Annotated in this window: 17 protein-coding genes and 3 tRNA genes (1 of these 20 only partly in view); 15 read left to right on the forward strand and 5 right to left on the reverse strand. The window is 57.4% G+C overall.

Annotated elements, in window-relative coordinates; genetic code table 11:
- Positions 1-70: 70 nt before the first annotated feature.
- Both tyrS and V1T76_RS15560 read right to left on the reverse strand, forming a co-directional pair.
- Positions 71-1,324 carry a tyrosine--tRNA ligase gene (gene tyrS, locus V1T76_RS15555; protein ID WP_330561589.1) on the reverse strand — a complete coding sequence of 418 codons (1,254 nt, stop codon included), beginning with the start codon at positions 1,322-1,324 and terminating at the stop codon, positions 71-73.
- 123 nt (positions 1,325-1,447) lie between these two features.
- Entirely contained in the window at positions 1,448-1,666 is a 219-nt protein-coding gene (locus V1T76_RS15560; protein ID WP_022998411.1) for a hypothetical protein, read from the reverse strand.
- A gap of 170 nt (positions 1,667-1,836) precedes the next feature.
- Between V1T76_RS15560 and V1T76_RS15565 the strand changes: the two genes are divergently transcribed.
- Together V1T76_RS15565 and V1T76_RS15570 are read left to right on the forward strand one after the other, a co-directional pair.
- The gene (locus V1T76_RS15565) at positions 1,837-2,106 is read left to right on the forward strand and encodes a tyrosyl-tRNA synthetase (protein ID WP_330561590.1); all 270 of its coding nucleotides are present in this window, start codon (positions 1,837-1,839) and stop codon (positions 2,104-2,106) included.
- Positions 2,107-2,215: 109 nt separating this feature from the next.
- Positions 2,216-3,262 (forward strand): DmpA family aminopeptidase, encoded by a 1,047-nt coding sequence (locus V1T76_RS15570; RefSeq protein WP_330561591.1) that lies wholly within the window; start codon positions 2,216-2,218, stop codon positions 3,260-3,262.
- A 182-nt stretch (positions 3,263-3,444) separates the two neighbouring features.
- On the opposite strand, the gene glnA is transcribed toward V1T76_RS15570, so the two are convergent.
- Both glnA and V1T76_RS15580 read right to left on the reverse strand, forming a co-directional pair.
- Positions 3,445-4,854 (reverse strand): type I glutamate--ammonia ligase, encoded by a 1,410-nt coding sequence (gene glnA / locus V1T76_RS15575; RefSeq protein ID WP_330561592.1) that lies wholly within the window; start codon positions 4,852-4,854, stop codon positions 3,445-3,447.
- A 127-nt stretch (positions 4,855-4,981) separates the two neighbouring features.
- Positions 4,982-5,320 (reverse strand): P-II family nitrogen regulator, encoded by a 339-nt coding sequence (locus V1T76_RS15580; protein ID WP_006934743.1) that lies wholly within the window; start codon positions 5,318-5,320, stop codon positions 4,982-4,984.
- A 691-nt stretch (positions 5,321-6,011) separates the two neighbouring features.
- Between V1T76_RS15580 and V1T76_RS15585 the strand changes: the two genes are divergently transcribed.
- The 10 genes from V1T76_RS15585 (at position 6,012) to V1T76_RS15630 (ending at position 19,002) form a co-directional block, all read left to right on the forward strand.
- The gene (locus tag V1T76_RS15585; RefSeq protein ID WP_330561593.1) at positions 6,012-7,058 is read left to right on the forward strand and encodes a sensor histidine kinase; all 1,047 of its coding nucleotides are present in this window, start codon (positions 6,012-6,014) and stop codon (positions 7,056-7,058) included.
- 234 nt (positions 7,059-7,292) lie between these two features.
- On the forward strand, positions 7,293-8,912 hold the full coding sequence (locus tag V1T76_RS15590; RefSeq protein ID WP_330561594.1) for a CHASE domain-containing protein: 1,620 nt from the start codon (positions 7,293-7,295) through the stop codon (positions 8,910-8,912).
- A 75-nt stretch (positions 8,913-8,987) separates the two neighbouring features.
- Positions 8,988-10,517, forward strand: a complete 1,530-nt coding sequence (locus V1T76_RS15595) for an NAD(P)H-hydrate dehydratase (protein ID WP_330561595.1) — start codon at positions 8,988-8,990, stop codon at positions 10,515-10,517.
- A 98-nt stretch (positions 10,518-10,615) separates the two neighbouring features.
- A tRNA-Leu gene (locus V1T76_RS15600) sits at positions 10,616-10,700 on the forward strand.
- Positions 10,701-11,218: 518 nt separating this feature from the next.
- Positions 11,219-12,568: a trigger factor gene (gene tig, locus V1T76_RS15605; protein ID WP_330561596.1), complete on the forward strand. Its 1,350-nt coding sequence runs from the start codon at positions 11,219-11,221 to the stop codon at positions 12,566-12,568.
- A gap of 252 nt (positions 12,569-12,820) precedes the next feature.
- Positions 12,821-13,456: an ATP-dependent Clp protease proteolytic subunit gene (locus V1T76_RS15610; protein ID WP_330561597.1), complete on the forward strand. Its 636-nt coding sequence runs from the start codon at positions 12,821-12,823 to the stop codon at positions 13,454-13,456.
- Between the two features lie 236 nt (positions 13,457-13,692).
- On the forward strand, positions 13,693-14,958 hold the full coding sequence (gene clpX, locus V1T76_RS15615) for an ATP-dependent Clp protease ATP-binding subunit ClpX (RefSeq protein WP_006934735.1): 1,266 nt from the start codon (positions 13,693-13,695) through the stop codon (positions 14,956-14,958).
- Between the two features lie 331 nt (positions 14,959-15,289).
- Entirely contained in the window at positions 15,290-17,719 is a 2,430-nt protein-coding gene (lon, locus tag V1T76_RS15620; RefSeq protein ID WP_330561598.1) for an endopeptidase La, read from the forward strand.
- A gap of 187 nt (positions 17,720-17,906) precedes the next feature.
- Entirely contained in the window at positions 17,907-18,182 is a 276-nt protein-coding gene (locus V1T76_RS15625; RefSeq protein WP_006934728.1) for an HU family DNA-binding protein, read from the forward strand.
- 163 nt (positions 18,183-18,345) lie between these two features.
- Positions 18,346-19,002, forward strand: coding sequence for a hypothetical protein (locus tag V1T76_RS15630; RefSeq protein ID WP_330561599.1), 657 nt, complete (start codon positions 18,346-18,348; stop codon positions 19,000-19,002).
- A 2-nt stretch (positions 19,003-19,004) separates the two neighbouring features.
- On the opposite strand, the gene V1T76_RS15635 is transcribed toward V1T76_RS15630, so the two are convergent.
- Positions 19,005-20,369 (reverse strand): flavin monoamine oxidase family protein, encoded by a 1,365-nt coding sequence (locus V1T76_RS15635; protein WP_330561600.1) that lies wholly within the window; start codon positions 20,367-20,369, stop codon positions 19,005-19,007.
- A 146-nt stretch (positions 20,370-20,515) separates the two neighbouring features.
- On the opposite strand from V1T76_RS15635, the gene V1T76_RS15640 reads away from it, so the two are divergent.
- From V1T76_RS15640 to V1T76_RS15650, 3 genes are all read left to right on the forward strand, one after another.
- Positions 20,516-20,591: transfer RNA gene (locus V1T76_RS15640), tRNA-Val, on the forward strand.
- Between the two features lie 266 nt (positions 20,592-20,857).
- Entirely contained in the window at positions 20,858-22,516 is a 1,659-nt protein-coding gene (locus tag V1T76_RS15645; protein WP_330561601.1) for a Na/Pi cotransporter family protein, read from the forward strand.
- A 286-nt stretch (positions 22,517-22,802) separates the two neighbouring features.
- A tRNA-Asp gene (locus tag V1T76_RS15650) sits at positions 22,803-22,826 on the forward strand (it continues 153 nt past the right edge of the window).

Genomic DNA, 22,826 nt, shown 5'->3' on the forward strand with positions numbered 1-22,826 from the left:
CAGGCAGACAGGCAGAACAAAAAAGCCGGGCAGGGCCCGGCTTCTGTCCGTCAGAGGATGGTGTCGTTGCTTAGACCGGCTTCAAAAGCACATGCTTCTTCTTGCCCAGAGACAGTTTGACGATGCCGTCATCGGTGACGTCTGCGAGCGTGATCTGGCGCTTGTCGTCCTGTTCGCCATTGTCGTTGATCTTGACCGCGCCACCCTTGATGTTGCGGCGCACGTCACCGTTGGAGGCGCAAAGCCCGGCGGTCACGAATGCGGACAAGACCCCGAGGCCCGCTTCCAGATCCGCCTTTGCGATTTCCACCGTCGGCAAGCCTTCGGCCGACTGGCCTTCTTCAAACGCCCTGCGAGCGGTTTCGGCAGCCGCGTCAGCGTTTTCCCGTCCGTGGATCAATGCCGTTGCTTCTGTCGCCAGGATCTTCTTGGCCTCGTTGATCTCGGAGCCCTGGAGAGCTGCAAGGCGCGCAATTTCGTCCATCGGAAGAACCGTGAAGAGCTTCATGAAGCGCTCCACGTCAGCATCTTCCGTGTTGCGCCAGTATTGCCAATAGTCATAGGCGGAAAGCTGCTCTTCGTTGAGCCAAACCGCACCGGCGGCGGTCTTGCCCATTTTTGCGCCCGACGAGGTGGTCAGAAGCGGTGAGGTGAGGGCGTATGCTTCGACATCGGCCAGGCGGCGGACGAGATCGGTACCGGACAGGATATTGCCCCACTGGTCGGAGCCGCCCATCTGGAGACGGCAGCCCGTGCGACGGTAAAGCTCCAGATAGTCGTAGCCCTGCAGCAGCATGTAATTGAATTCGAGGAAGGACAGATGCTGCTCGCGTTCCAGGCGCAGGCGCACGCTGTCTCGCTGGATCATCTGGTTGACCGAGAAATGCCGCCCGATGTCGCGCAGGAAGTCGACATAGTTCAGTTTCAAAAGCCAGTCGGCATTGTCCAGCATGATGGCGTCGGTCGGCCCGTCACCGAAGGTGAGAAGCTTTTCGAAGACCTTTCGAATGCCGGCCTTGTTTTCCTCGATCACCTCTTCCGTGAGGATCTTGCGGGATTCGTCCTTGCCGGAGGGGTCGCCAACGCGCGTGGTGCCGCCCCCCATCAGGGCAATCGGGCGGTGACCGGTCTTCTGAAACCAGTGCAGCATCATGATCGGCACGAGAGAACCGGCATGAAGGCTCGGGGCGGTGCAGTCGAAACCGATATAGGCTGTTACGGTTTCCTTCGCACAAAGTGCATCGAGACCCTTGGGATCCGAGATCTGATGAATGAAACCGCGTTCTGAAAGAACGTTTAGAAAGTCCGATTTGAACTCGCTCATGTTCGCCTGTCCGTCCGTCTTGTGTGCCTGCCGGCATTCCTGCGGTCGTGCTCTAGCGCGTGCCGCAGGACTTGTAAATTGCGACTGCCGGAAAATCCGGAGACTGGTGCCTTCAGGCGGCGCTTAGTTGCCGACCTGGCCGTTGGCACGCACCTTCACACAGACGAATTTCAGCTCGCCCCCTTCCCAGGCAAGGCGCATGCCTTCGGACAGTGTCCGCGGAACAGCTTCACTCAGTGCCGCCTGGCATTCAGCCTCATCCTGAAATGTGCCTTCGTCAGCGACGGGCCAGACGTTCGGGCCACTTAACAGCTGAATCGAAACGGCCATGATCACCCACATGGAGAACTCCTTTTTTCTTGTCAGCCCACAAGGGGCAAGCGTTTTCAAACTCACTCCGGCAAATGTGACGCTACGTGATGGTGGTCACAGCCAAATTTGCCGGCGACCCCTAGATTGAAATCATCAGCAGCGCACGGAAAGCCGCTGTTCAACAATTGAAAGGAGCCGTCATGTTTCGCAAGTTTGCAATAGCCGCCGTCGCAGTCGCCACCATGGCCACCGCTGCAGTTACCATTACCCCGAACGAAGCTCATGCCAAGAACCGCGGTGGCGCAATTGCCGCTGGTGCCATCATCGGCCTTGCTGCCGGTGCAATCATCGCGTCCCAGGCGCAGCCGCGCTACTATCAGCCGGTCCGCTGTCAGAACCGTCCAGTGACCCGCTGGAGCCCTTACTACGGCCGTTATGTTGTCGTCGGTTACCAGCGCGTCTGCTACTGATCTCATCCACAGCATCAGCGAATGGCCTCCTTCGGGAGGCTTTTTCGTCTTGAGGTTTTGGTGAGCCTGCTTTTCAACACGGAACAGTGAAATTTTCATCCGGTGTTCCATGTCTTCCGATCTCACGCTCTCTCCCTCCCGTGCCCATGGCCTCTTATGCGGCACACTGGAACCAGGCCCTCTGAATGCCATCACGGATATAGACGGTGTCTCTGTCGGTCATCGGACCGTGAACGAGGGTGATCTCAGAACCGGTTTCACCGCTATCGTGCCACATCCCGGCAATCTCTTTCGCGAAAAGCTTCCGGCCGCCGTCGAGATTATCAACGGCTTTGGAAAGAGCGCGGGCCTGATACAGGTCGATGAACTGGGTACGCTGGAAACACCAATTCTGCTGACCAACACCTTCGGCGTTGGCGCCGGCGTTAATGCGCTCATCCGCAGATCGATTGCCGAAAATCCGGAGATTGGCCGTTCAACGGGCACCATCAATCCCGTGGTCATGGAATGCAACGACGGCTACCTGAGCGATATTCAGGCAATGGCCTTGAGCGAGGCTGACGCGGAAGCGGCTCTGGATGCTGCCGGTTCAGCGGTAGACCAGGGAAGCGTCGGGGCCGGAACAGGGATGAGCGCGTTTGGCTTCAAGGGCGGTATCGGGACAGCGTCTCGTGTCTTTGAGCTTGGTCGCCGCCAGCACAGGCTCGGCGCGCTGGTGCTTGCTAATTTCGGCCGTCCCGGCGATCTGGTGCTGCCGGACGGGCGGCGGCCACACCCGAGGGAGGCTCGACAGAGCGAAGAGCGCGGTTCGGTCATCGTGATCCTGGCGACCGATGTCCCCCTGGAGAGCCGGCAATTGAAACGGATTGCCCGGCGCGCCGGGGCGGGGCTCGCACGCCTGGGAGCTTACTATGGCAACGGAAGTGGCGATATCGCGCTTGCCTTTTCGACCGCCGGCAGGATCGAGCATTTCGAGGAGTGCGATTTCATCGCTCGCGATATTCTCAAGGAGGACAAGATCGACGTCCTGTTTCAGGCTGCCGCCGAAACGACGCAGGAATCCGTCCTTAACGCTATGATCGCGTCTCCTGCCATGCGTGGCCGCGGCCGCAACAAAAGGCTGTCTCTTGCCGATTGGCTGAACGCACAAGCTTAGATCGCTTGCGATTTATCAGGGGGAGGTTCGAGTCGAGCTGACTTTCCGCCAGGTCCAGTTGGTGGTCACCAGCTGACTTGCAGCACGCGTTGCGTTTGGCGGAAGCAATGACAGCGCGACACTGACCAAACAAAAAGGCCGGGCATTTGCCCGGCCTTTCCGTTGATCTGAACCTGATGGGATCAGACAGAGTAGTACATGTCGAACTCGACCGGGTGCGGGGTCATTTCGAAACGCTCGACTTCTTCCATCTTCAGTTCGATGTAAGCGTCGATCTGGTCGTCGTCGAACACGCCGCCGGCTTTCAGGAACTCACGGTCTGCATCGACTGCTTCCAGTGCTTCACGCAGGGAGCCGCAAACGGTCGGGATTTCTGCGAGCTCTTCCGCCGGAAGGTCGTAGAGGTTCTTGTCCATTGCGTCGCCCGGGTGGATCTTGTTCTTGATCCCGTCGAGGCCGGCCATCAGCAGAGCGGAGAAGCAGAGGTACGGGTTCGCGGACGGATCCGGGAAGCGAACTTCAACGCGCTTTGCCTTCGGAGAAGCGGTGAACGGAATACGGCAGGAAGCCGAACGGTTACGCGAGGAATAGGCCAGCAGAACCGGTGCTTCGTAGCCCGGGACCAGACGCTTGTAGGAGTTGGTCGACGGGTTGGTGAAGGCGTTCAGAGCCTTGGCGTGCTTCAGGATACCACCGATGAAGTACAGGCAGCTTTCCGAAAGGTCGGCATACTGGTTGCCGGCAAAGGTCGGCTCGCCGTTGTTCCAGATGGACAGGTGGCAGTGCATGCCCGTGCCGTTGTCACCGAAAACCGGCTTCGGCATGAAGGTGGACGTCTTGCCGTAGGCATGTGCGACCTGATGGACGACATACTTGTACTTCTGCATGTTGTCGGCGCAACGGGTCAGGTGATCGAACTTCATGCCGAGTTCGTGCTGTGCAGCAGCCACTTCGTGGTGATGCTTTTCGGTCGGAACGCCCATTTCTGCCATGACGGACAGCATTTCGGAACGGATGTCCTGTGCGCTGTCAACCGGCGGAACCGGGAAGTAGCCGCCCTTTGTGCGCGGACGGTGGCCGAGGTTGCCGGTTTCGTATTCGGAACCCATGTTGGACGGCAGTTCCGAGCTGTCCAGAATGAAGCCGGTGTTGTACGGGTCTGCGTTGAAGCGGACGTCGTCGAACATGAAGAATTCTGCTTCCGGACCGACGAAAACGGTGTCGCCGAAGCCGCCGGACTTGACGTAGGCTTCTGCTTTCTTCGCGGTCATGCGCGGGTCGCGGTTGTAGCCTTCACCGGTGACCGGGTCGACGATGTCGCAGAAGATTGCCATGGTGGACTGAGCGAAGAACGGGTCGATATGAGCGGATTCCGGATCCAGGATCAGCATCATGTCGGACTCGTTGATGGCTTTCCAGCCGGCAATGGACGAGCCGTCGAAGGCAACGCCTTCAGCGAACATGTCTTCGTCAACGAGTGCTACGTCCATGGTGACGTGCTGCATTTTACCCTTAGGATCGGTAAAGCGCAGGTCGACGAATTTCACGTCTTTTTCCTGAATCTCCTTAAGGATTTCAGCGGCAGTGGTCATAGTGTCCATCCCTTTAGTTTTTCATGTGAACGGTTGGGTGCTGTTCCGGGCCTGCAGAGTGACTGAAATTTGGCTCCGTTGCGTGGGACCGGAATTCGGATTGCCGGCGGATGCCGGAACGGGTGGGTCAGATAGCGTCTATTCCGGACTCACCGGTACGGATACGGACTGCTTCTTCGATATTTGAAACAAAGATCTTGCCGTCGCCAATGCGGCCTGTTTGCGCGGCGGATCTGATGGCGTCAACGGCTTTCTCAACCATGTCGTCGCCAAGTACGATTTCCACCTTCACCTTCGGCAGGAAATCCACGACATATTCAGCGCCGCGGTAAAGTTCCGTGTGGCCCTTCTGGCGGCCAAAACCTTTTGCTTCTGTAACAGTGATGCCCTGGAGACCGACCTCTTGCAGAGCTTCTTTGACCTCGTCCAATTTGAAGGGTTTGATGATCGCTTCGATCTTTTTCATCACCTTGTGTCTCTCTCCACTTTTAAGGCCGGATAAGTTCGGCGTGCCCTTTTCCGGTGGTGCGGGTCAAAACGACCCGGCCGAGCCCGGAAGGGACCGTTGCCAGCAATAAAGCACGATGTGTGCCAACCGGGGAGGACACCCCGGAAATTTTACCCGTGCAGGGAAATCCGCCACTAAAAGCGGCAAATTAAACGAGCTGGTTGGTTGTCTATCACATCTGATGTTTGTCATATGGTGACAAAATGAGCAAAGAGCCTAAAAAATAGGCTGATTTTTATGAATTGGTCGAAAGATGGCACCGCATCTTTGGCAGCAAATTGCACAATCTCCGGTCAATCGGGCGGTCTTGTTCAGGCGGCGAAACAGGCAATGGCCTGCAGAGCGGCATTCTCCCGAGGGAGGAACCATCGGCAACGTTGCGCGTTGCAGAGAAACGGAAGAATGGAGACGGCTATGCTCTTTTATGCTTTGGCCCTCGTGGCCATAGCACTTGTCGCGGGGGTGTTCGGTTTAATAGGAATGGGGGGCGTTGCGGCGCCGGTTGCTCAAATCCTGGCCGGATTGTTTGTTGCGGTTTTTATACTTTCGGTGATCGCAGGCGTGCTACGAAGATGAATGTTGAGGTGCCAGCTCCGCAGATTTTCGGCGGATGCAGCGTCTGGTCAGAATATTATTAGTGAGGACATCTTTGCGCAGGCTTACGTGGCACAATGCCAGCCAGTCCGATGAGCAGCTTCGGGAATACCTCATTCTCGCCCTGCTGAGATCGCGTGCCTGCGTGATCCTGCAGGACGATTCGCTGAATTACCTCTACATCACCAACCTGCCGCATATTTGGTCAGTGCCCGAGGGCAAGGCTCCGACGGACGAGACGATCTTTGGCGTTGGCATTGGACGGCAGCTTGGCGAGGCCAAGGAGATGGTGCTGGAGACCGGGCAGGCGGTCAAACTGGAAGTCATGGCCGACGGTGGCCAGATTTTCGAAATCCACATCGAAACGATTGCCGGTGTCAAAGACGGTACACAGGTTCTGACAACCATCGTCGATATCACTGAAAGCAGCCGTAGAGAGCAGGTACTCAAGGATCTCCTTCTCGAGGTCAGCCACAGATCGAAAAACCTGCTGGCGGTCATTCAGAGCCTTGCCACGCAGTCGGCCCGCTATTCAGGGTCGCTGGATCAGTTCATAGCCGAATTTCAGGGACGCATCTTTTCGCTGTCCAACTCCCAGGACCTTGTGACGGAGGCTGACTGGTTCGGAGTGCGCCTGTTTGATCTTGCGCGATCTCAGATGATGCTGTTCGGCGCAAGGCGTGCGGTTTCCGTCTCCACGACTGGCGAAAATCCGCTACTGACACCCAATGCGGCGCTTTATGTCGGGCTAGGCCTTCATGAGTTGATTGCCGCGACCTTCGCCGATGCCGGGCTGGAAGGTGTTGGCAACATATCACTGACTTGCAAGACGGTGATTCATCGGGGACGGGCGTGTCTTTCCATCAACTGGAACGCAGGCTGCTCCGCTGCCAAGGGGGCGGAGGAGATGTCAGCAGTCAGCGAAGATGAGATGCATAGAAGCGCCTTTTCCGCATTGTTGCTGGAAACAGTGCTGCCGCAGTCCTTAAGCGGGTCTGCGACGTTCAGTGTCTTTTCCGGCGGTATTGCCTACAGCCTGATATTTCCCAAAACAGACTACAACGTTCGCCGGGAAGTGCGTGAAGATATGGTTTGGGCCTGAGATTCACGTTGAACTTCTTGCGATCCTGAAATAACACTGCCGACCTGATGAGCGTTCTGTATTTTATTTGGGAAAATATTTATCAAATACTTTTCTGAATATTGAACTTAACAAATGTTAAGTCGGTTCTTGTTGTTTTCTTGTTAGTTATGCAAATGATTTTTGTTGCCGCGTTCGGGAAAACTTTCTAATTCTGTGTCCTCCAAACGTTCTTCCAGGGTCAGGCCAGCGGCGATGAAAAGACACATTCCCCTTCTTGTGTTCGTGATAAGTGCGGCGATTGGCCTGTCGCTCACCTACATCATCCTGGAAAGGGAGCGGGCGGTCGAGCGGCGCGAGTTCGAAATACTCGCCGGAGAGGCTGTTGACCGTATTCGCGGGCGTACCGAACAGAATTTTTCCCTTATTGCGGCGACGCATTCGTTTTTTGAGGCGGATCGTGGATCGATCTCTCGGGCGAAGTTCCAGAGCTTTGCGCTGGGGCTTTTTCTCAAGGGGCATCTTTCGGGAATGCAGGGCATCGGCTTTGCCTCGTTGATGCAAACCGGTCGCGAGGAGGAAGCCAGTCAGCTGCTGCAGAGGAACTACGAACTGATCCGTGAGGTTTGGCCTGAAACAGATCAGGCGTATCGCACCCCGATCGTTTTGCTGGAGCCGCTGGACCTGCGCAACAAGGCTGCGCTGGGTTTTGATATGTTCGCCGATGAAACACGGCGAAAGGCGATGATGGCGTCTGCGGAGAATTTTGCCGTAAGGGCTTCTGCCCCTGTGGTGCTTGTTCAGGAAATCACGGACGAAAAGCAGACCGGCTTCCTGGCGTATCTGCCTTTGGTGGCAGAGGGCGAGGGCAGCGGGGAGCCGCTGAGCGGAGAAGAGCGGATCGAAGGCTTTGTTTATGCACCGTTCCGTGCCGGAGATCTGCATAAGGCTGCGCTGACCTCACCAACGCCGGTTCCTGTTCTCGTCAACACCACCGATGTCACGGATGGAGCTTCCGAACACCTCTACACATCAGAAGGTTATGAGGAGCGGGCCGGGGAGGCGGAATATCTCGTTACGCAGCAGATTGAAGTTGGCGGACGGGTGTGGGAGATCTCGGTCATCGAAGCGGCGCCCAAGGACTATGCCTTTCTTTATTGGCGAACGTTCATGCTTGGCTCCGTGTCGCTGCTATTTTCTGCCGCGTTCGCGGTTTCGATTCGTTCCCGGCTGCGGGCAAGGGAGGCCAATCAGCGGCTGAAGGAAATGTCTGAAAAGACAATCCAGGAAAAGGATCTGATGCTTCAGGAAATGAAGCACAGGATCAAGAATTCGATCGCCCGCATTCTCGCGATTGCCCGGCAGACAGCCAACGCCTCCGAAAGCCTTGAGGAATTCAACGATTCGTTCAGCTCGCGCTTGCAGGCCATGGCGAATGCACAGGATCTGCTAACCCGTTCCAGATGGTCGAAGGCCGATCTGAAGGCACTGCTTCTGCAGGAGCTTGAACAGGTTTTCGGCGAAGGGGCGAAGGGCATCAAGCTTGCAGGGCCGGTGGTCCAACTCAACGAGACGGGGACCCATGCGCTCGGACTGGTGTTTCATGAACTGGCGACGAACGCGATGAAATATTCCAATGTTTTCGCCGAGAACGGCCGCTTCGAGGTTGTCTGGAAAGTTGTGCCTGCGAAAAAAGGCATGCAGCTTGAGCTGGACTGGCTTGAGGAGACCGGCGAGGTGGTCGAAGCTCCGAAAAGCTTTGGCTTCGGCAGCAGGCTTATGGAAGCCCTGGTTGCCGGCGAGATGAACGGCAAGATCGATCGGCAATTCAGCGCCAAAGGTGTCGCCATTCGCATTTCCGTTCCTCTGGCCTGAGCCCTGGCAAAGGGTTCAAGGTCGAGTTTTGCGTCGTCTGTGTCACGGCCAGAAAACAGAAGAGGTGGCTGAAAAATGACCCGGCACGATGCAGCCCTGAAATGTGCGTTGCTGACCCCGCACGAAATGGGGCAAGCGGACCGCCTCACGATCGAGGGCGGGGTTCCCGGAATTGATCTGATGGAACGCGCTGGCCAGGCCGTGGCAAGAGCTGCCGCCGATATGGTGCCTGCATCCGGACGGATTGTGGTTCTGTGCGGCCCCGGCAACAATGGTGGCGACGGTTTTATCGCCGCACGTTGCCTTGTGGCTACGGGATACACTGTCGACGTGAGGCTACTCAAATCACCGGACGCCTTGAAAGGCGATGCGCTGGAAGCTTTTCATCGTATGGGCCTCACCAGCGCTCTTGCTTTTGATGACGATCATATCGCAAGCGATTTAAGCGCGTTGCTGAAAGGTGCCGATCTGATTGTGGATGCGCTCTTTGGGGCCGGATTGGACCGGGCTTTGAGCGGTGGTGTTGAGAGCCTGGTAAGAGCCGTCAACGCGTCTGGTACACCTGTTCTTGCCGTTGACCTTCCGTCCGGAGTTCAGGGCACGAACGGGGCTGTTGAAGGTGAGGCGGTCAGCGCAGGGCAGACGGTCACCTTCTTCCGTCAGAAGCCGGGGCATCTGCTCTACCCGGGTCGGCAACACTGTGGGCGGACAGTGGTTGCGCAGATCGGGATAAAGGCGGATGTGCTCGACCAAATCGCACCCGCAACATTCTTCAACGATCCCGATCTCTGGTTGGACAGCTGGCCGCAAGCCATGCCAACCGGGCACAAATATTCCAGAGGACACGCGGTTGTCTTCGGTGGACCGGTCATGTCAACGGGCGCTGCTCGGTTGTCGGCGGGCGCAGCGTTGCGGGCAGGGGCGGGCCTTGTCACGCTGGCTTCGCCCCCGGATGCGCTTCTGGTCAATGCTAACCATCTGACGGCGGTGATGCTGAAGAAGGTTGCGCCCGAAACCGGCATTCACGATCTCTTGTCGGATCAGCGCCTCAATGCGGTGCTGATTGGTCCGGGCTATGGGGTCGGTGAAAAGACCTGTTCAGCGGTTGCGGAGATCCTGGATGCCAAGCGCGCGGCTGTTTTTGACGCAGATGCTCTGACGAGTTTTGCTGATGACCCTGGCCGCTTGTTCGATCGTCTCAAATCGCATCCGAAGCCGGTTGTCCTGACGCCGCATGAGGGGGAGTTCGCCCGTCTTTTTCCTGATCTTTCCGGCGACAAGTTGGCGCGCGCTCGCGAGGCGGCGCGTAGATCCGGTGCTGTCCTGATTCTGAAAGGGCCTGATAGTGTTATTGTCGCGCCGGATGGGCGTGCGGCGATCAATTGCAATGCGCCGCCGTGGCTTGCTACGGCCGGATCCGGCGACGTACTTGCCGGCATCGTTGTCGGTCTGCTGGCGCAGGGTGTTCCAGGGTACGAGGCGGCTGCCATGGCGGTCTGGCTTCATGGTGAGGCGGGCCGGGAGGCCGGGCCGGGACTGACCTCCGAGGATCTGGAGAGCGCCCTCAAACCTGTGCTTCGCGCGCTTGTGGAGAAAACCGATTAACCGTGAGGCAGGGCACTGCTTTTTCCTTTGACGGGAAAATCAGCGATGTTATAGAGGCCCCGCTTCAATCGCGGGGTGCCCAGTCACTCATGAGCGATGCGGATGTGGTGAAATTGGTAGACACGCCAGATTTAGGTTCTGGTGCCGCAAGGCGTGGGGGTTCAAGTCCCTCCATCCGCACCAATGTTCTCAAAGATCGCGATATTGCTGCCAGTCGATATCCGGGCGGAGTGAGCGTCAGTTTTCAGCAGTGATCCAGTACGATTGACCTTCATGCTGTTCGTTGGAAGCGCTCTCGCTTATATCGTGCAGGAGGGCCGCTTCGCTTTGGAGTGGCATTGTGATGAAGCGGCAGCGAGGCCGATGCCGCGGGGGCGGTATCCGGTAGCAAAGGACGCTGACTGAATAGCGGTGGGCCCGAGGGCGAGCGTTTCGACCCAGGTGGTCGGAAAAGATCAAAACGCCATGCCGAAAGACCCGATTTCTGGCGATTTAGGCCAGCAAAACCCCGCTCTCCCCTTGACACTTTCGGGCCTACGCAGTATCGCGCTCCCATCGTGCGTCTTGGACTGTGTTCAAGGCGATGCGTTGCCGTTTGAACGCTCCCGGCAAAAGGGGAGTGCAGGCAATGCGGCACACGGGATTTTAAAAACGAAACCTCCGGGGCGGATTGCCGCTCGGGACCGAGGACGACAAAACCCATGCAGGTAACCGAAACCCTCTCCGAGGGCCTCAAGCGTGAGCTGAAAATCGACATTCCGGCTGGTGATCTCGCCGCCAAGCTCGACGATTACATGGCCGACCTGAAATCCAAGGCCAACATCAAGGGCTTCCGCCCGGGCAAGGTTCCGCTGGCCCATCTGAAAAAGATGTATGGCCGCCAGGCCATGGCCGAGATCCTGTCGAACACCATCCAGGAAACCACTCAGAAGGCTGTTGAGGAGCGCTCCGAGCGCCCGGCTCTGACCCCGGAAATCGATCTGCCGGAAGAAGACGCCGAGAAGATCCTGGCCGGTGACGCCGATCTTTCCTTCAAGATGACCTACGACATTCTGCCGAGCTTCGAGATCGTCGATTTCTCCGGCATCGAAATCGAGCGTCCGGTCGTTGAAATCGCAGAAGAAGAAGTCGACGAGCAGGTTTCGCAGATTGCCAAGAACAACACGCCGTTCGACGCGAAGGACGGTGCGGCTGCAGACGGCGACCGCGTGACCATGTCTTACCTCGGCAAGATCGACGGCGAGCCTTTCGAAGGCGGTGCGGACGAAAACGGCATGCTGGTTCTCGGTTCCGGTCAGTTCATCCCGGGCTTCGAAGAGCAGCTCGTTGGCGTGAAGGCTGGTGACGAAAAAGTTATCGAAGTGTCTTTCCCGGAAGATTATCCGGCAGCACATCTGGCCGGCAAGGCCGCAACCTTTGACATCGTCGTCAAGGAAGTTGCAGCTCCTGGCGAAGCCAAGGTCGATGATGAGTTCGCCAAGAACCTCGGCCTTGAGTCTCTCGACAAGCTGAAGGAAATCGTCCGTGGCCAGATCGAAGGCCAGTTCGGTCAGATGACCCGCCAGCGCGTCAAGCGTCAGCTTCTCGACAAGCTGGACGAGCATTATTCGTTCGATCTGCCGGAAAAACTGCTGAACTCCGAGTTCGATGTTGTCTGGCGTCAGGTCGAAGAAGACATGAAGCGCAACGAAAAGACCTTCGAAGACGAAGACACGACGGAAGAAGAAGCGAAGGCGGAATACCGCAAGATCGCTGAACGCCGCGTCCGTCTCGGCCTGGTTCTGTCCGAAATCGGTGAGCAGAACAACATTCAGGTGACCGATGAAGAACTGCAGCGCGCTCTGTACGACCGCGTCCGCCAGTTCCCGGGTCAGGAACAGCAGGTGTTCGAATTCTACAAGAACAACCAGCAGGCCCTGGCTTCCCTGCGTGCGCCGATCTACGAAGAAAAGGTCGTCGACTTCATGCTGGAACTCGCCAAGGTGACCGACAAGACGGTGACCAAGGAAGAGCTGGAGAAGCTGGTCGCTGAGGAAGAAGACGAGGCTTAAGGTCAATCCGCTTTCGGGAGCGTGCTCCCGAAGGCGGCCTGATTGGCCGAGCGGTTTTCCCGTCTATCCCCAGATGTGGCTGCATATTTAACCTTGCATTCACGCCGCATCTGTCATGACTTTGCGTTGAGGGCGACATCCCATATATACGGGGTGTCGCTTTTTTCGAGTCAGGCCCTGAATCGATGCGCTTCAAGGCCTGTTTCCTGTCTGGAGTTTCTCCAGGCAACATCTCAAGCATATGGATGAGGTATGAAGGATCCTGTCGATATCTACATGAACACTCTCGTGCCGATGGTTGTCGAGCAGACCAACCGGGGAGAGCGGGCCTTCGATATCTATTCGCGCCTGCTGAAGGAGCGCATCATCTTCCTGACCGGCCCGGTCGAGGATCATATGGCAACCCTGGTAAGCGCTCAGCTTCTGTATCTGGAAGCTGAAAACCCGAGCAAAGAGATCGCGATCTACATCAATTCGCCGGGTGGTCTCGTCACCTCCGGCCTCGCGATCTACGACACCATGCAGTTCATTCGTCCGGCCGTGTCGACGCTCTGCATCGGCCAGGCCGCTTCCATGGGCTCGCTCCTGCTTACCGCAGGCGAGAAGGGCATGCGCTACATCCTGCCGAATGCGCGGGTGATGGTGCACCAGCCTTCCGGCGGGTTCCGCGGTCAGGCGGCCGATATCATGCTTCATGCACAGGAAATCCTGGCGATGAAGCGCCGACTGAATGAAATCTACGTGAAGCACACCGGCCGTACTCTCGACCAGGTCGAAGAGGCGCTGGAACGTGACAACTTCATGACCGCTGAAAAAGCTAAAGAATTCGGGATCGTCGACAAGGTGATCACCGATCGCAACACGCTCGGCGCCGACGAAGAGAAGTGAGGGAGTTACCCGGCTTTAAGCATGGATTGAATTTCCTCGCTTAAAGCCGGAAAATCCCCAGGTGATGCCGGGTTTTCATCTTCGCCTTAAACCTATATTGATTTTTACTGGCGAAGCATGATGACATCACATTGTGAAGTGGCGGGTGTTGCCGCTTCAGAACCGGTTCAGTCATAATTTGGCCGCAACCGGAAAGATAAGGGGAAACACTCCCCCGTAAACGCGAGGTTGACTACATGACCAAGGCCAGCGGCAGCGATTCCAAGAATACGCTTTACTGCTCCTTCTGCGGCAAGAGCCAGCATGAAGTTCGCAAGCTGATCGCCGGCCCGACTGTTTTCATTTGCGATGAATGTGTCGAGCTGTGCATGGATATCATTCGTGAGGAAAACAAATCCTCGCTGGTGAAATCACGGGACGGGATCCCGACCCCTCAGGAAATTCGCGACGTTCTGGATGATTATGTCATCGGTCAGGGCAGCGCGAAAAAGGTTCTGTCGGTCGCCGTTCACAACCATTACAAGCGCCTCAATCACGCATCGAAAAACAACGATGTCGAGCTGGCGAAATCCAACATCCTTCTGGTCGGGCCCACCGGTTGCGGCAAGACGCTGCTCGCGCAGACCCTTGCCCGCATTCTGGACGTGCCTTTCACCATGGCAGATGCCACCACGCTGACCGAAGCCGGTTATGTGGGCGAGGACGTTGAGAACATCATCCTGAAGCTGCTGCAGTCCGCCGACTACAACGTCGAGCGCGCGCAGCGCGGCATCGTCTACATCGATGAGGTCGACAAGATCAGCCGCAAGGCCGACAATCCGTCGATCACCCGCGACGTTTCCGGTGAAGGTGTTCAGCAGGCCCTTCTGAAGATCATGGAAGGCACCGTGGCTTCCGTGCCGCCTCAGGGTGGTCGCAAGCATCCGCAGCAGGAATTCCTGCAGGTGGACACGACCAACATCCTGTTTATCTGTGGCGGTGCTTTTGCCGGTCTCGACAAGATCATCTCCGATCGCGGCACACAGACCTCCATCGGTTTCCAGGCAAAGGTCCATGCTCCGGAAGATCGCCGTATTGGCGAGCTGTTCGCCGAACTGGAGCCGGAAGATCTGCTGAAATTCGGTCTCATTCCGGAATTCGTCGGTCGTCTGCCGGTGATCGCGACCCTGGAAGACCTCGACGAGGAAGCGCTGGTTACCATCCTGACCGAGCCCAAGAACGCTCTGGTCAAGCAGTATCAGCGCCTCTTCGAAATGGAACAGGTTGAACTGTCCTTCCACGAGGAAGCCCTTAAGGCAATCGCCCGCCGGGCCATTGAACGCAAGACCGGTGCACGCGGCCTGCGCTCGATCCTCGAAGCCATCCTGCTTGACACCATGTACGAGCTGCCGGGCCTGAAGGGCGTCAAGGAAGTCGTGATCTCTCCGGAAGTCGTGAAGGGCGAGGCTCGCCCGCTCTATATTTACGAAGACCGGGAAGAAACGTCGGCTACCAGCGCCTGAGGCACTCAAGACTGTTTGCAGTAACGTTGACGAAATGCCGCTCCAACCGAGCGGCATTTTGTTTTTGGGCGATGAAGCCGCGCGGCACCGCGTTTTCCACCGGCACGATGAGTCGTCAACAGACAAGACCTGTGGGCAGCAACCGATTGCCTTGACACCGGCAGGTCTGGTGTCCACCTAATAGACCTAAGGACGGCTTATGCGGATTGTCGGCGCGCCCATCAGGGGTGCCGTGGTCTGGCCTTCAGGACCTTCCGGTCCGAAGCCGTTTTCCAGTGTTTTGGCTGCCTTTTACCGAGTGGGGCCGGGACACGCTGAGAAAGGAAAAAAAATGAGCGACGCAGAAATTCGCGCCACAGATCAGGACAGCACGTCTGTCTACCCCGTCTTGCCCCTGCGCGACATCGTTGTCTTCCCGCACATGATCGTGCCGCTCTTCGTCGGCCGCGAGAAGTCAATCAAGGCGCTCGAAGAGGTGATGACCACCGACAAGCACATTCTTCTGGCGACACAGATGAATGCGGCTGACGACGACCCCAACCCGGACCAGATCTACAATGTCGGCACGCTCGCGACCGTGCTGCAGCTTCTGAAGCTGCCCGACAACACGGTCAAGGTTCTGGTGGAAGGCGGCGCACGTGCGCAGATCGGCGATTACACCGATCGTACAGACTACTTCGAAGCCTCCGCAACGGTTCTGCCGGAGCGTGATGGCGAGAACATCGAAGTGGAAGCGCTTGCACGCTCGGTCGTGTCCGAGTTCGAGAACTACGTGAAGCTGAACAAGAAGGTTTCACCGGAAGTTCTGGGCGCGATCAACCAGATCGACGATTATTCCAAGCTGGCCGATACGGTTGCCTCTCATCTGGCGATCAAAATTCCGGAAAAGCAGGAAATCCTCGGCGTTGTATCCGTCGCCGAGCGGCTTGAGCGCGTTCTGGGCATGATGGAGAGTGAAATCTCTGTCCTGCAGGTCGAAAAGCGTATCCGCTCCCGCGTCAAGCGGCAGATGGAGAAGACCCAGCGCGAGTACTATCTGAATGAGCAAATGAAGGCCATTCAGAAGGAACTCGGCGACAGCGAGGACGGCCGCGACGAGATTGCCGAACTCGAAGACAAGATCAAGAAGACCAAGCTGACCAAGGAAGCGCGCGAACGCGCCGCTGCCGAGATCAAGAAGCTGAAGCAGATGAGCCCGATGTCCGCGGAAGCGACCGTCGTGCGCAACTATCTGGACTGGCTGATCGGCATTCCGTGGAACAAGAAGTCCAAGGTCAAGCACGACCTGGCTTTCTCCGAGAAGGTTCTCGACACCGATCACTATGGCCTGGAGAAGGTCAAGGAACGGATCGTGGAGTATCTGGCGGTGCAGAGCCGGGCCAACAAGCTGCGTGGTCCGATCCTGTGTCTCGTTGGCCCTCCCGGCGTCGGCAAGACCTCGCTCGGCAAGTCGATTGCGAAAGCTACGGGCCGTGAATTCGTTCGCATGTCGCTTGGCGGCGTGCGCGATGAAGCGGAAATCCGTGGTCACCGCCGGACTTATATCGGCTCGATGCCCGGCAAGGTCATCCAGTCGATGAAGAAGGCGAAGAAGTCCAACCCGCTCTTCCTGCTCGATGAAATCGACAAGATGGGCATGGATTTCCGCGGTGATCCGTCCTCGGCTCTTCTGGAAGTGCTGGATCCGGAACAGAACTCGTCCTTCATGGACCACTATCTGGAGGTCGAATACGACCTGTCGGATGTGATGTTCGTGACGACGGCGAATACGCTGAACATTCCGGGCCCGCTGATGGACCGTATGGAAGTGATCCGTATTGCCGGCTACACGGAAGAGGAAAAGGTGGAAATCTGCCGCCGTCACCTCATCCCGAAGGCCGAAAAGGATCACGGTCTGCGCGAAGGCGAGTTCACCATCGAGGACGAAGCGCTTCACTTCATCGTGCGTCGCTACACCCGCGAAGCCGGTGTGCGTAACCTTGAGCGCGAAATGGCGACCCTTGCCCGTAAGGCGGTCAAGGACATCCTGATGAGCGACAAGGAAAGCATCACGGTCACGAGTGAGGTCGTCGAGAAATATCTTGGCGTGCCGCGTTACCGCTACGGTGAAGCTGAGCTGGAAGATCAGGTCGGTGTCGTGACAGGCCTTGCCTGGACCGAAGTCGGCGGTGAGCTGCTCACCATCGAAGGCGTTATGATGCCCGGTAAGGGCAAGATGACCGTCACCGGCAACCTGAAAGACGTGATGAAGGAATCGATTTCTGCGGCGGCATCCTATGTCCGTTCGCGTGCGATCGATTACGGCATCGAACCGCCGACCTTCGAGAAGAAGGACATTCACGTCCACGTTCCGGAAGGTGCCACTCCCAAGGATGGTCCGTCCGCAGGTATCGCCATGGCTACGGCCGTCATCTCGACCATGACCGGAATTCCGGTTCGCCGGGATGTGGCCATGACCGGTGAAATCACCCTGCGCGGTCGCATCCTGCCGATCGGTGGTCTGAAAGAGAAGCTGCTGGCCGCTCTGCGTGGCGGCATCAAGCTGGTCATGATCCCGGAAGACAACGCCAAGGACCTGGCGGACATTCCGGACTCGGTCAAAAACTCGCTTGAGATCATCCCGGTTTCGGGCATGGAAGAAGTGCTGAAAAACGCTCTAGTCCGCTTGCCGGAACCCATCGAATGGGATGAAACAGCTCACGAAGCTGCAACCAAAGCGCGTGAAAAGGACGACGACGCCTCCGGTGTTCTTGCCCACTAATCGCGACATTGCAGCGCACAAATTGGAAAGCCCCGGGAAAACCGGGGCTTTTCTTATGAATAATCGGTCAAAATGGCTGTTTTCTGCGAAAAAACCTCTTGCGTTTCAGTCCAATTCAACCGAATTTCGCGCAACGGCGCTGACAGGAATCGTCGGCAATCTGCCGTTTCTTAGAAAGGTATCTGCTATGAATAAGAACGATCTGATCGCAGCTGTTGCAGAAAAGACCGGCCTCACCAAGGCGCAGGCAGGCGAAGCAGTTGACGCAACTTTTGATGCTGTGACCCAAACGCTGAAAAGCGGTGACGAAGTCCGCATCATCGGTTTTGGTAACTTCACTGTTTCCGAACGTGCAGCAACCGAAGGCCGTAACCCGCGGACTGGCGAAACGATTCAGATCCCGGCTTCTAAGACGCCGAAGTTCAAGGCCGGCAAAGGCCTGAAGGACGCCGTGAACGCCTAATAGCGCTCACTTGCGATTTCTTCGCTGAGCCCCGTATCCGGAAACGGATGCGGGGCTTTCTTTGTTTGGAAGAACAGTTTTGGGTTGAGCGCTGGCGACTTTTCCCGTCTGCAGTATAGTGCGTTAGTCGTGAGGTGATGCCAATTGCTCAACAGGAGTTGGAATGTCACTGCAAGCCTTGATCCGCAGGCGCCAGCGCGCGCTGTTTGATGCCTGGGTCCGTAACCCTCTTGTGCAGGTTCAGGTGGAACACCCCGAAGCCCTCGGTCGCCTGGTGTTTCTCGATGATTTCGACGACGACGTGCAAACCGGCAAGGCTGGCAGACGCAGCCTGAAGAACGTCGCCATCGTACAGAAACCCGGCAACCCGGACGAGAACGCCAGCGTCTGGGTGAGGGCGGGCTATTCGTCCTATCAGAAAGCCTGGTTGCGCTTTGTCGAGCAGGTCTATGGCATCAAGGCGGCCTCGTCAGATCTTGCCGGCTATAACATCGACCACCTTCTCAACAAGGCGCGCAGTCCGGACAAGGCCGGTTTCATTCGGATCGAGGCCATCAACGATGCCGTCAATCAGGCCTGGGGTGGCCTGTTCGAACGGGCTGCAAGCAACCCGGAATTCAGCGCCAATCAGAACCGCCTTCGCCGGACGATGTCCTGGATCATTGCGGCAAAGCTGATGGATCAACCGCCGCCGAGGGGGCCTAACGACCAGCAGGGGATTGCCCGCCTGGTGCAGTTCTTCAATCGGAACGGACTTGCCGCGGACAACCCGCAACGCGGTCTCACGGACATGCTCCAGTTTGCCTACAAGTTCCAGTAAGTTTATCGGACGTGTGCGATTACGTCGTGTGCGGCGCGTTGGCCGGAAAGCCAGGCGCCGTGTACGGTTGCCGGATAGTCCGAAGCGGTTGCTTCTCCGGCAAAGAAGACACGGCCATTGAGGTCGGCAGCCAGAGCCTGTCTTGCTCTTGGCTCCACTCCGACCGGCAAGAACGAGTAGGATCCCAGCGTTCTTTGGTCCTGCTGCCAGGTGGAACTCACGCTGGCGGCAGGTGGCGGGATGTCGCGGCCGAACATGGTCTGAAGTGCCTCGAAGGCGGCGCGTCTGCGCCCCTCTTCACTGAGTTCCTCAAGTTCCAGCGCAAATGCTCCGGCATTCAGCGCGCAGAGAATCGGTTTTCCGGTAACGGGCAAAAGATTTGGCCAAAAGGCAAAAGCGTCAGGCGTGTTTGAGATCCGGCCGAAATTGTGGACTGTCTCGTCCCAGAAGGGCTCTGGAAACGACAGATATATTTTGTCGAGCAGGCCCATCCCAAGAGCATCGATGGCGTGGCGCTTGGCATCAGGGAGGCGCGGCGAAAAGGCTATCGAACCAGCCTTCAGGACACCGAGGGGTACGGCGCAGATCGCGAAATCGGCATCAAGGACCTCACCTGATACAGTGACGCTGACCCCTTTCGAGGAATGCTCGATGCGGTCCACCACGGCTTTGGTGAGGATTGTGAGCCCTGCAGATAACCCTTCAGCAATCTTGTCGTAGCCATCCGGAAGCACAGCGTCGGGCCCGCCAAATGCAGTGCCTTCATCCAAGCCTGCCAGAGACAGGTCGCTTGTTGAAACGGCGAACTCCTGTTCCAGCAGGATATGCGCCAGGAATCCGATTTCGGCTTCTGTAAGGTGCGATAGGGCCCGCTGCTGGCGAATCGTCTTCACGGCGTCGGCAGCGGACATCCGGGAAAGGGATGTCTCATGTTCCTCCATGAGGTTGTCCAGAGCGTCTGAGAAGACTTCAAAATGCTCGACCGAACGGCTGCCATTTCCGGTCAGGTCAAAGACCTCTTCGTTTTCATAGTCCCACTCGAACAATGGCTGAGAGAAGCGCTGCGCGAGCTTTGTAATCGGGTTGGACCTGGTGCCGTGGATCCAGCTTGCTCCGAGATCCAACGGCACTCCCAGAGACCTGTCGGTGCGCAAACGTCCGCCGATCCGGCTGCCTGCCTCAAGCACGGTTACGGAAAAGCCGCTGTCTGCGAGCGTTCTGGCGGCGGCGAGACCGGCGATGCCTGCGCCAATCACCAACACCTTCCGCCCGGCGGCAGACGGTGCTGCGCGGGAGCCCGCCAACAGGGGCAGGCTGAAGAGGGCCGACAAAACTCCTGTCAGAAACGACCGGCGGGGCATCAGCATGGGTTGGGCTTTCTCCGGCTTCCGGAACATCCTGTTTGCCTGTCTCTGGTGCAGTCATCCACAGGCTTTGGCTCCGAAACGGAAATCTGAGATTTTGCTCTTGCCAAGCAGCAAGGGAGCCCCTAAAAGGCGTCTCACCTCGTTGAGGGCGATTAGCTCAGTTGGTAGAGCGCTTCGTTTACACCGAAGATGTCGGGAGTTCGAGTCTCTCATCGCCCACCATTCCCCCTTTAAAAACCGACATTTGTAACCTCGGTGCCTATGCATCCGGGGATTTTGTCTTGTTCGCCGCCATCAGACTACGCCAGGCGGCGGGCTGACAGAAAATTTCCAGCCCTCACTGCTGCATTGGTTTTCTCTCTCGGTTTGAATTGTCGCGCGAATTTGATTTCGTTTTGCCTTCGAATGGTGAGTTTTCTTTTTCTTTTTTGTCCGATAAACTTCTGCGGCTAACTAAAAAACTCTTTTGAAGGTAGCGACTTGGCGCGATGGGAATCCTAGTTTTCATCAAGATGTTCGGAGCGGTGATGCTGCTCCTCTACGCGGTTCGCATGGTGCGAACGGGGTTCGAAAGGGCTGCCGGGCCGTCCTTGAGGCGTGCCATCGGCAAGGCGTCTTCCGGGCCGCTTGCCGGTGCTTTGTCCGGAACAGCGGTTGCCATATTGCTGCAAAGCGCGACGGCGGTCGCCATTCTGGCGGCCGGTTTTGCGACATCCGGTTTCATTTCCACTGCCGCCGGACTGGCGGTGCTCTTGGGAGCTGATCTTGGGTCGGCCCTTGTCGTGCAGTTCCTGGTCTTCGATCTCAGTTGGCTGGTGCCTTTGCTGTTGGGGGGAGGGGCGTGGCTCTTCCTGAAACTCGACGCACGATCCGCAAAGCAGATCGGACGCATTCTTCTGGGAATCGCCTTCATCCTGATCGCGCTGCAAATGATCGGCGAGGCGACAGCGCCTTTGAAGGAAGCGCGGTTCATGCCGCAGTTTGCCGGATACCTTGCGCAGGATACGCCGACGGCGATGGCTGTTGGGGCGCTCCTGGCATTTCTGGTACATTCCAGCGTGGCGGCCGTCCTGATGATCGCGGCGCTGGTGCAAAAGACCGGCCTGCCACACGAGGCAGCCATCCCTCTTGTTTTGGGGGCGAATGTTGGCGCGGGCTTTGTTGCTCTCTGGCTGACGCGCGGAATGGATCGCAAGGCCAAGCTTCTGCCGCTCGGAAACTTTGTCTTCAGGTCCACCGGCGCTGTGCTGGTGATGATGGCGCTCAAAGTTCACGATTTGCCGCTGGCTGCGCTCAGCAATGATGCGGCGCAGCAGATCGTTGCCGTTCATGTGCTCTTCAATCTCCTGCTGGTTCTTGTTTGCCTGCCGCTGACGCGGCCGGTCGCCTGGCTGGTCGAGCGCCTGGTGCCTGACAGAGAGGATGCGGAGGAGAGGGACCGACTGATGCCGCAAAGCGCCCTCGACAAGCAACTGGTCGGCAATCCAAGGCTTGCCCTTGCCAGTGCGACGCGCGAACTTCTGCGCATGGGAGAGCTGGTCGAGGTGATGGCCAGACCGGTTCTCATGATGCTGGAGAAGGGAAGCGAGCCGGAGATCAGGCGCCTGCAGCAGCTGGACACTCAGGTCAACGCGATCCATTCCTCGGTGAAACTCTATATCGCGGAAGTGAACCGCGGGGAGCTGACCGGAGAACAGGCCGAACGCAGCATGGAATTGGTTGGTTTCGCGGTCAATCTGGAGCGGGCAGGTGACCTTGTGGCAAAGAACCTTCTCGAACTTGCGCTTGAACTTCAGAAAAACAAGATCAGCTTTTCGCCGGAAGGACTGAAGGAGCTGACCTGGATGCACGACCGCGTTCTTGCTAACATGGAATTGGCTCTGAATGTTCTGGTCTCCGCCGATGTCGCGTCTGCGCGCGAGCTGATCGCGGAAAAGGACAAGATGCGCACGCTGGAGAGGGAAAGCCATAACCGTCATCTTGAACGGTTAAAGTCCCGGACGGTAGAGAGCATGGAATCGAGCAACGCTCATCTGGAAGTGATGCGCAGCCTCAAGGAAATCAATTCCCTGTTCGCTGCTGCGGCCGTGCCAATTCTTGCAAGGGAAGGCCTGTTGCGCGATACGCGGCTGGTGCCTGCGGAATAACGAGGCCTCTTTGGCTCAACGGAACCGCGCGGTCCTGAGTCTTCCTGTGAGCCGGCGAAAGGCTTCAGGGTGAAGCCTGGCGAAAAGCGCGGTTCAAGGGGCAGATAATTCCGTTACGAAACAGGAAGTTATCCACACTGAATGGTGAAGCGGCCTTGGGGAAAACCTGCGATTGGGCGGTGCTTTGTCAAAAAACGGCAATTCGGATGGAATAGGGTGCTTGACTTCCAAAACCAGCCGCCGTACATCAGCGCCACTTCAGGGCGACAACACGTTGCCTGACGAAGCGGGTGTAGCTCAGTTGGTTAGA

The sequence above is a fragment of the Roseibium sp. FZY0029 genome (genome assembly GCF_036350355.1).
GTDB lineage: Bacteria > Pseudomonadota > Alphaproteobacteria > Rhizobiales > Stappiaceae > Roseibium.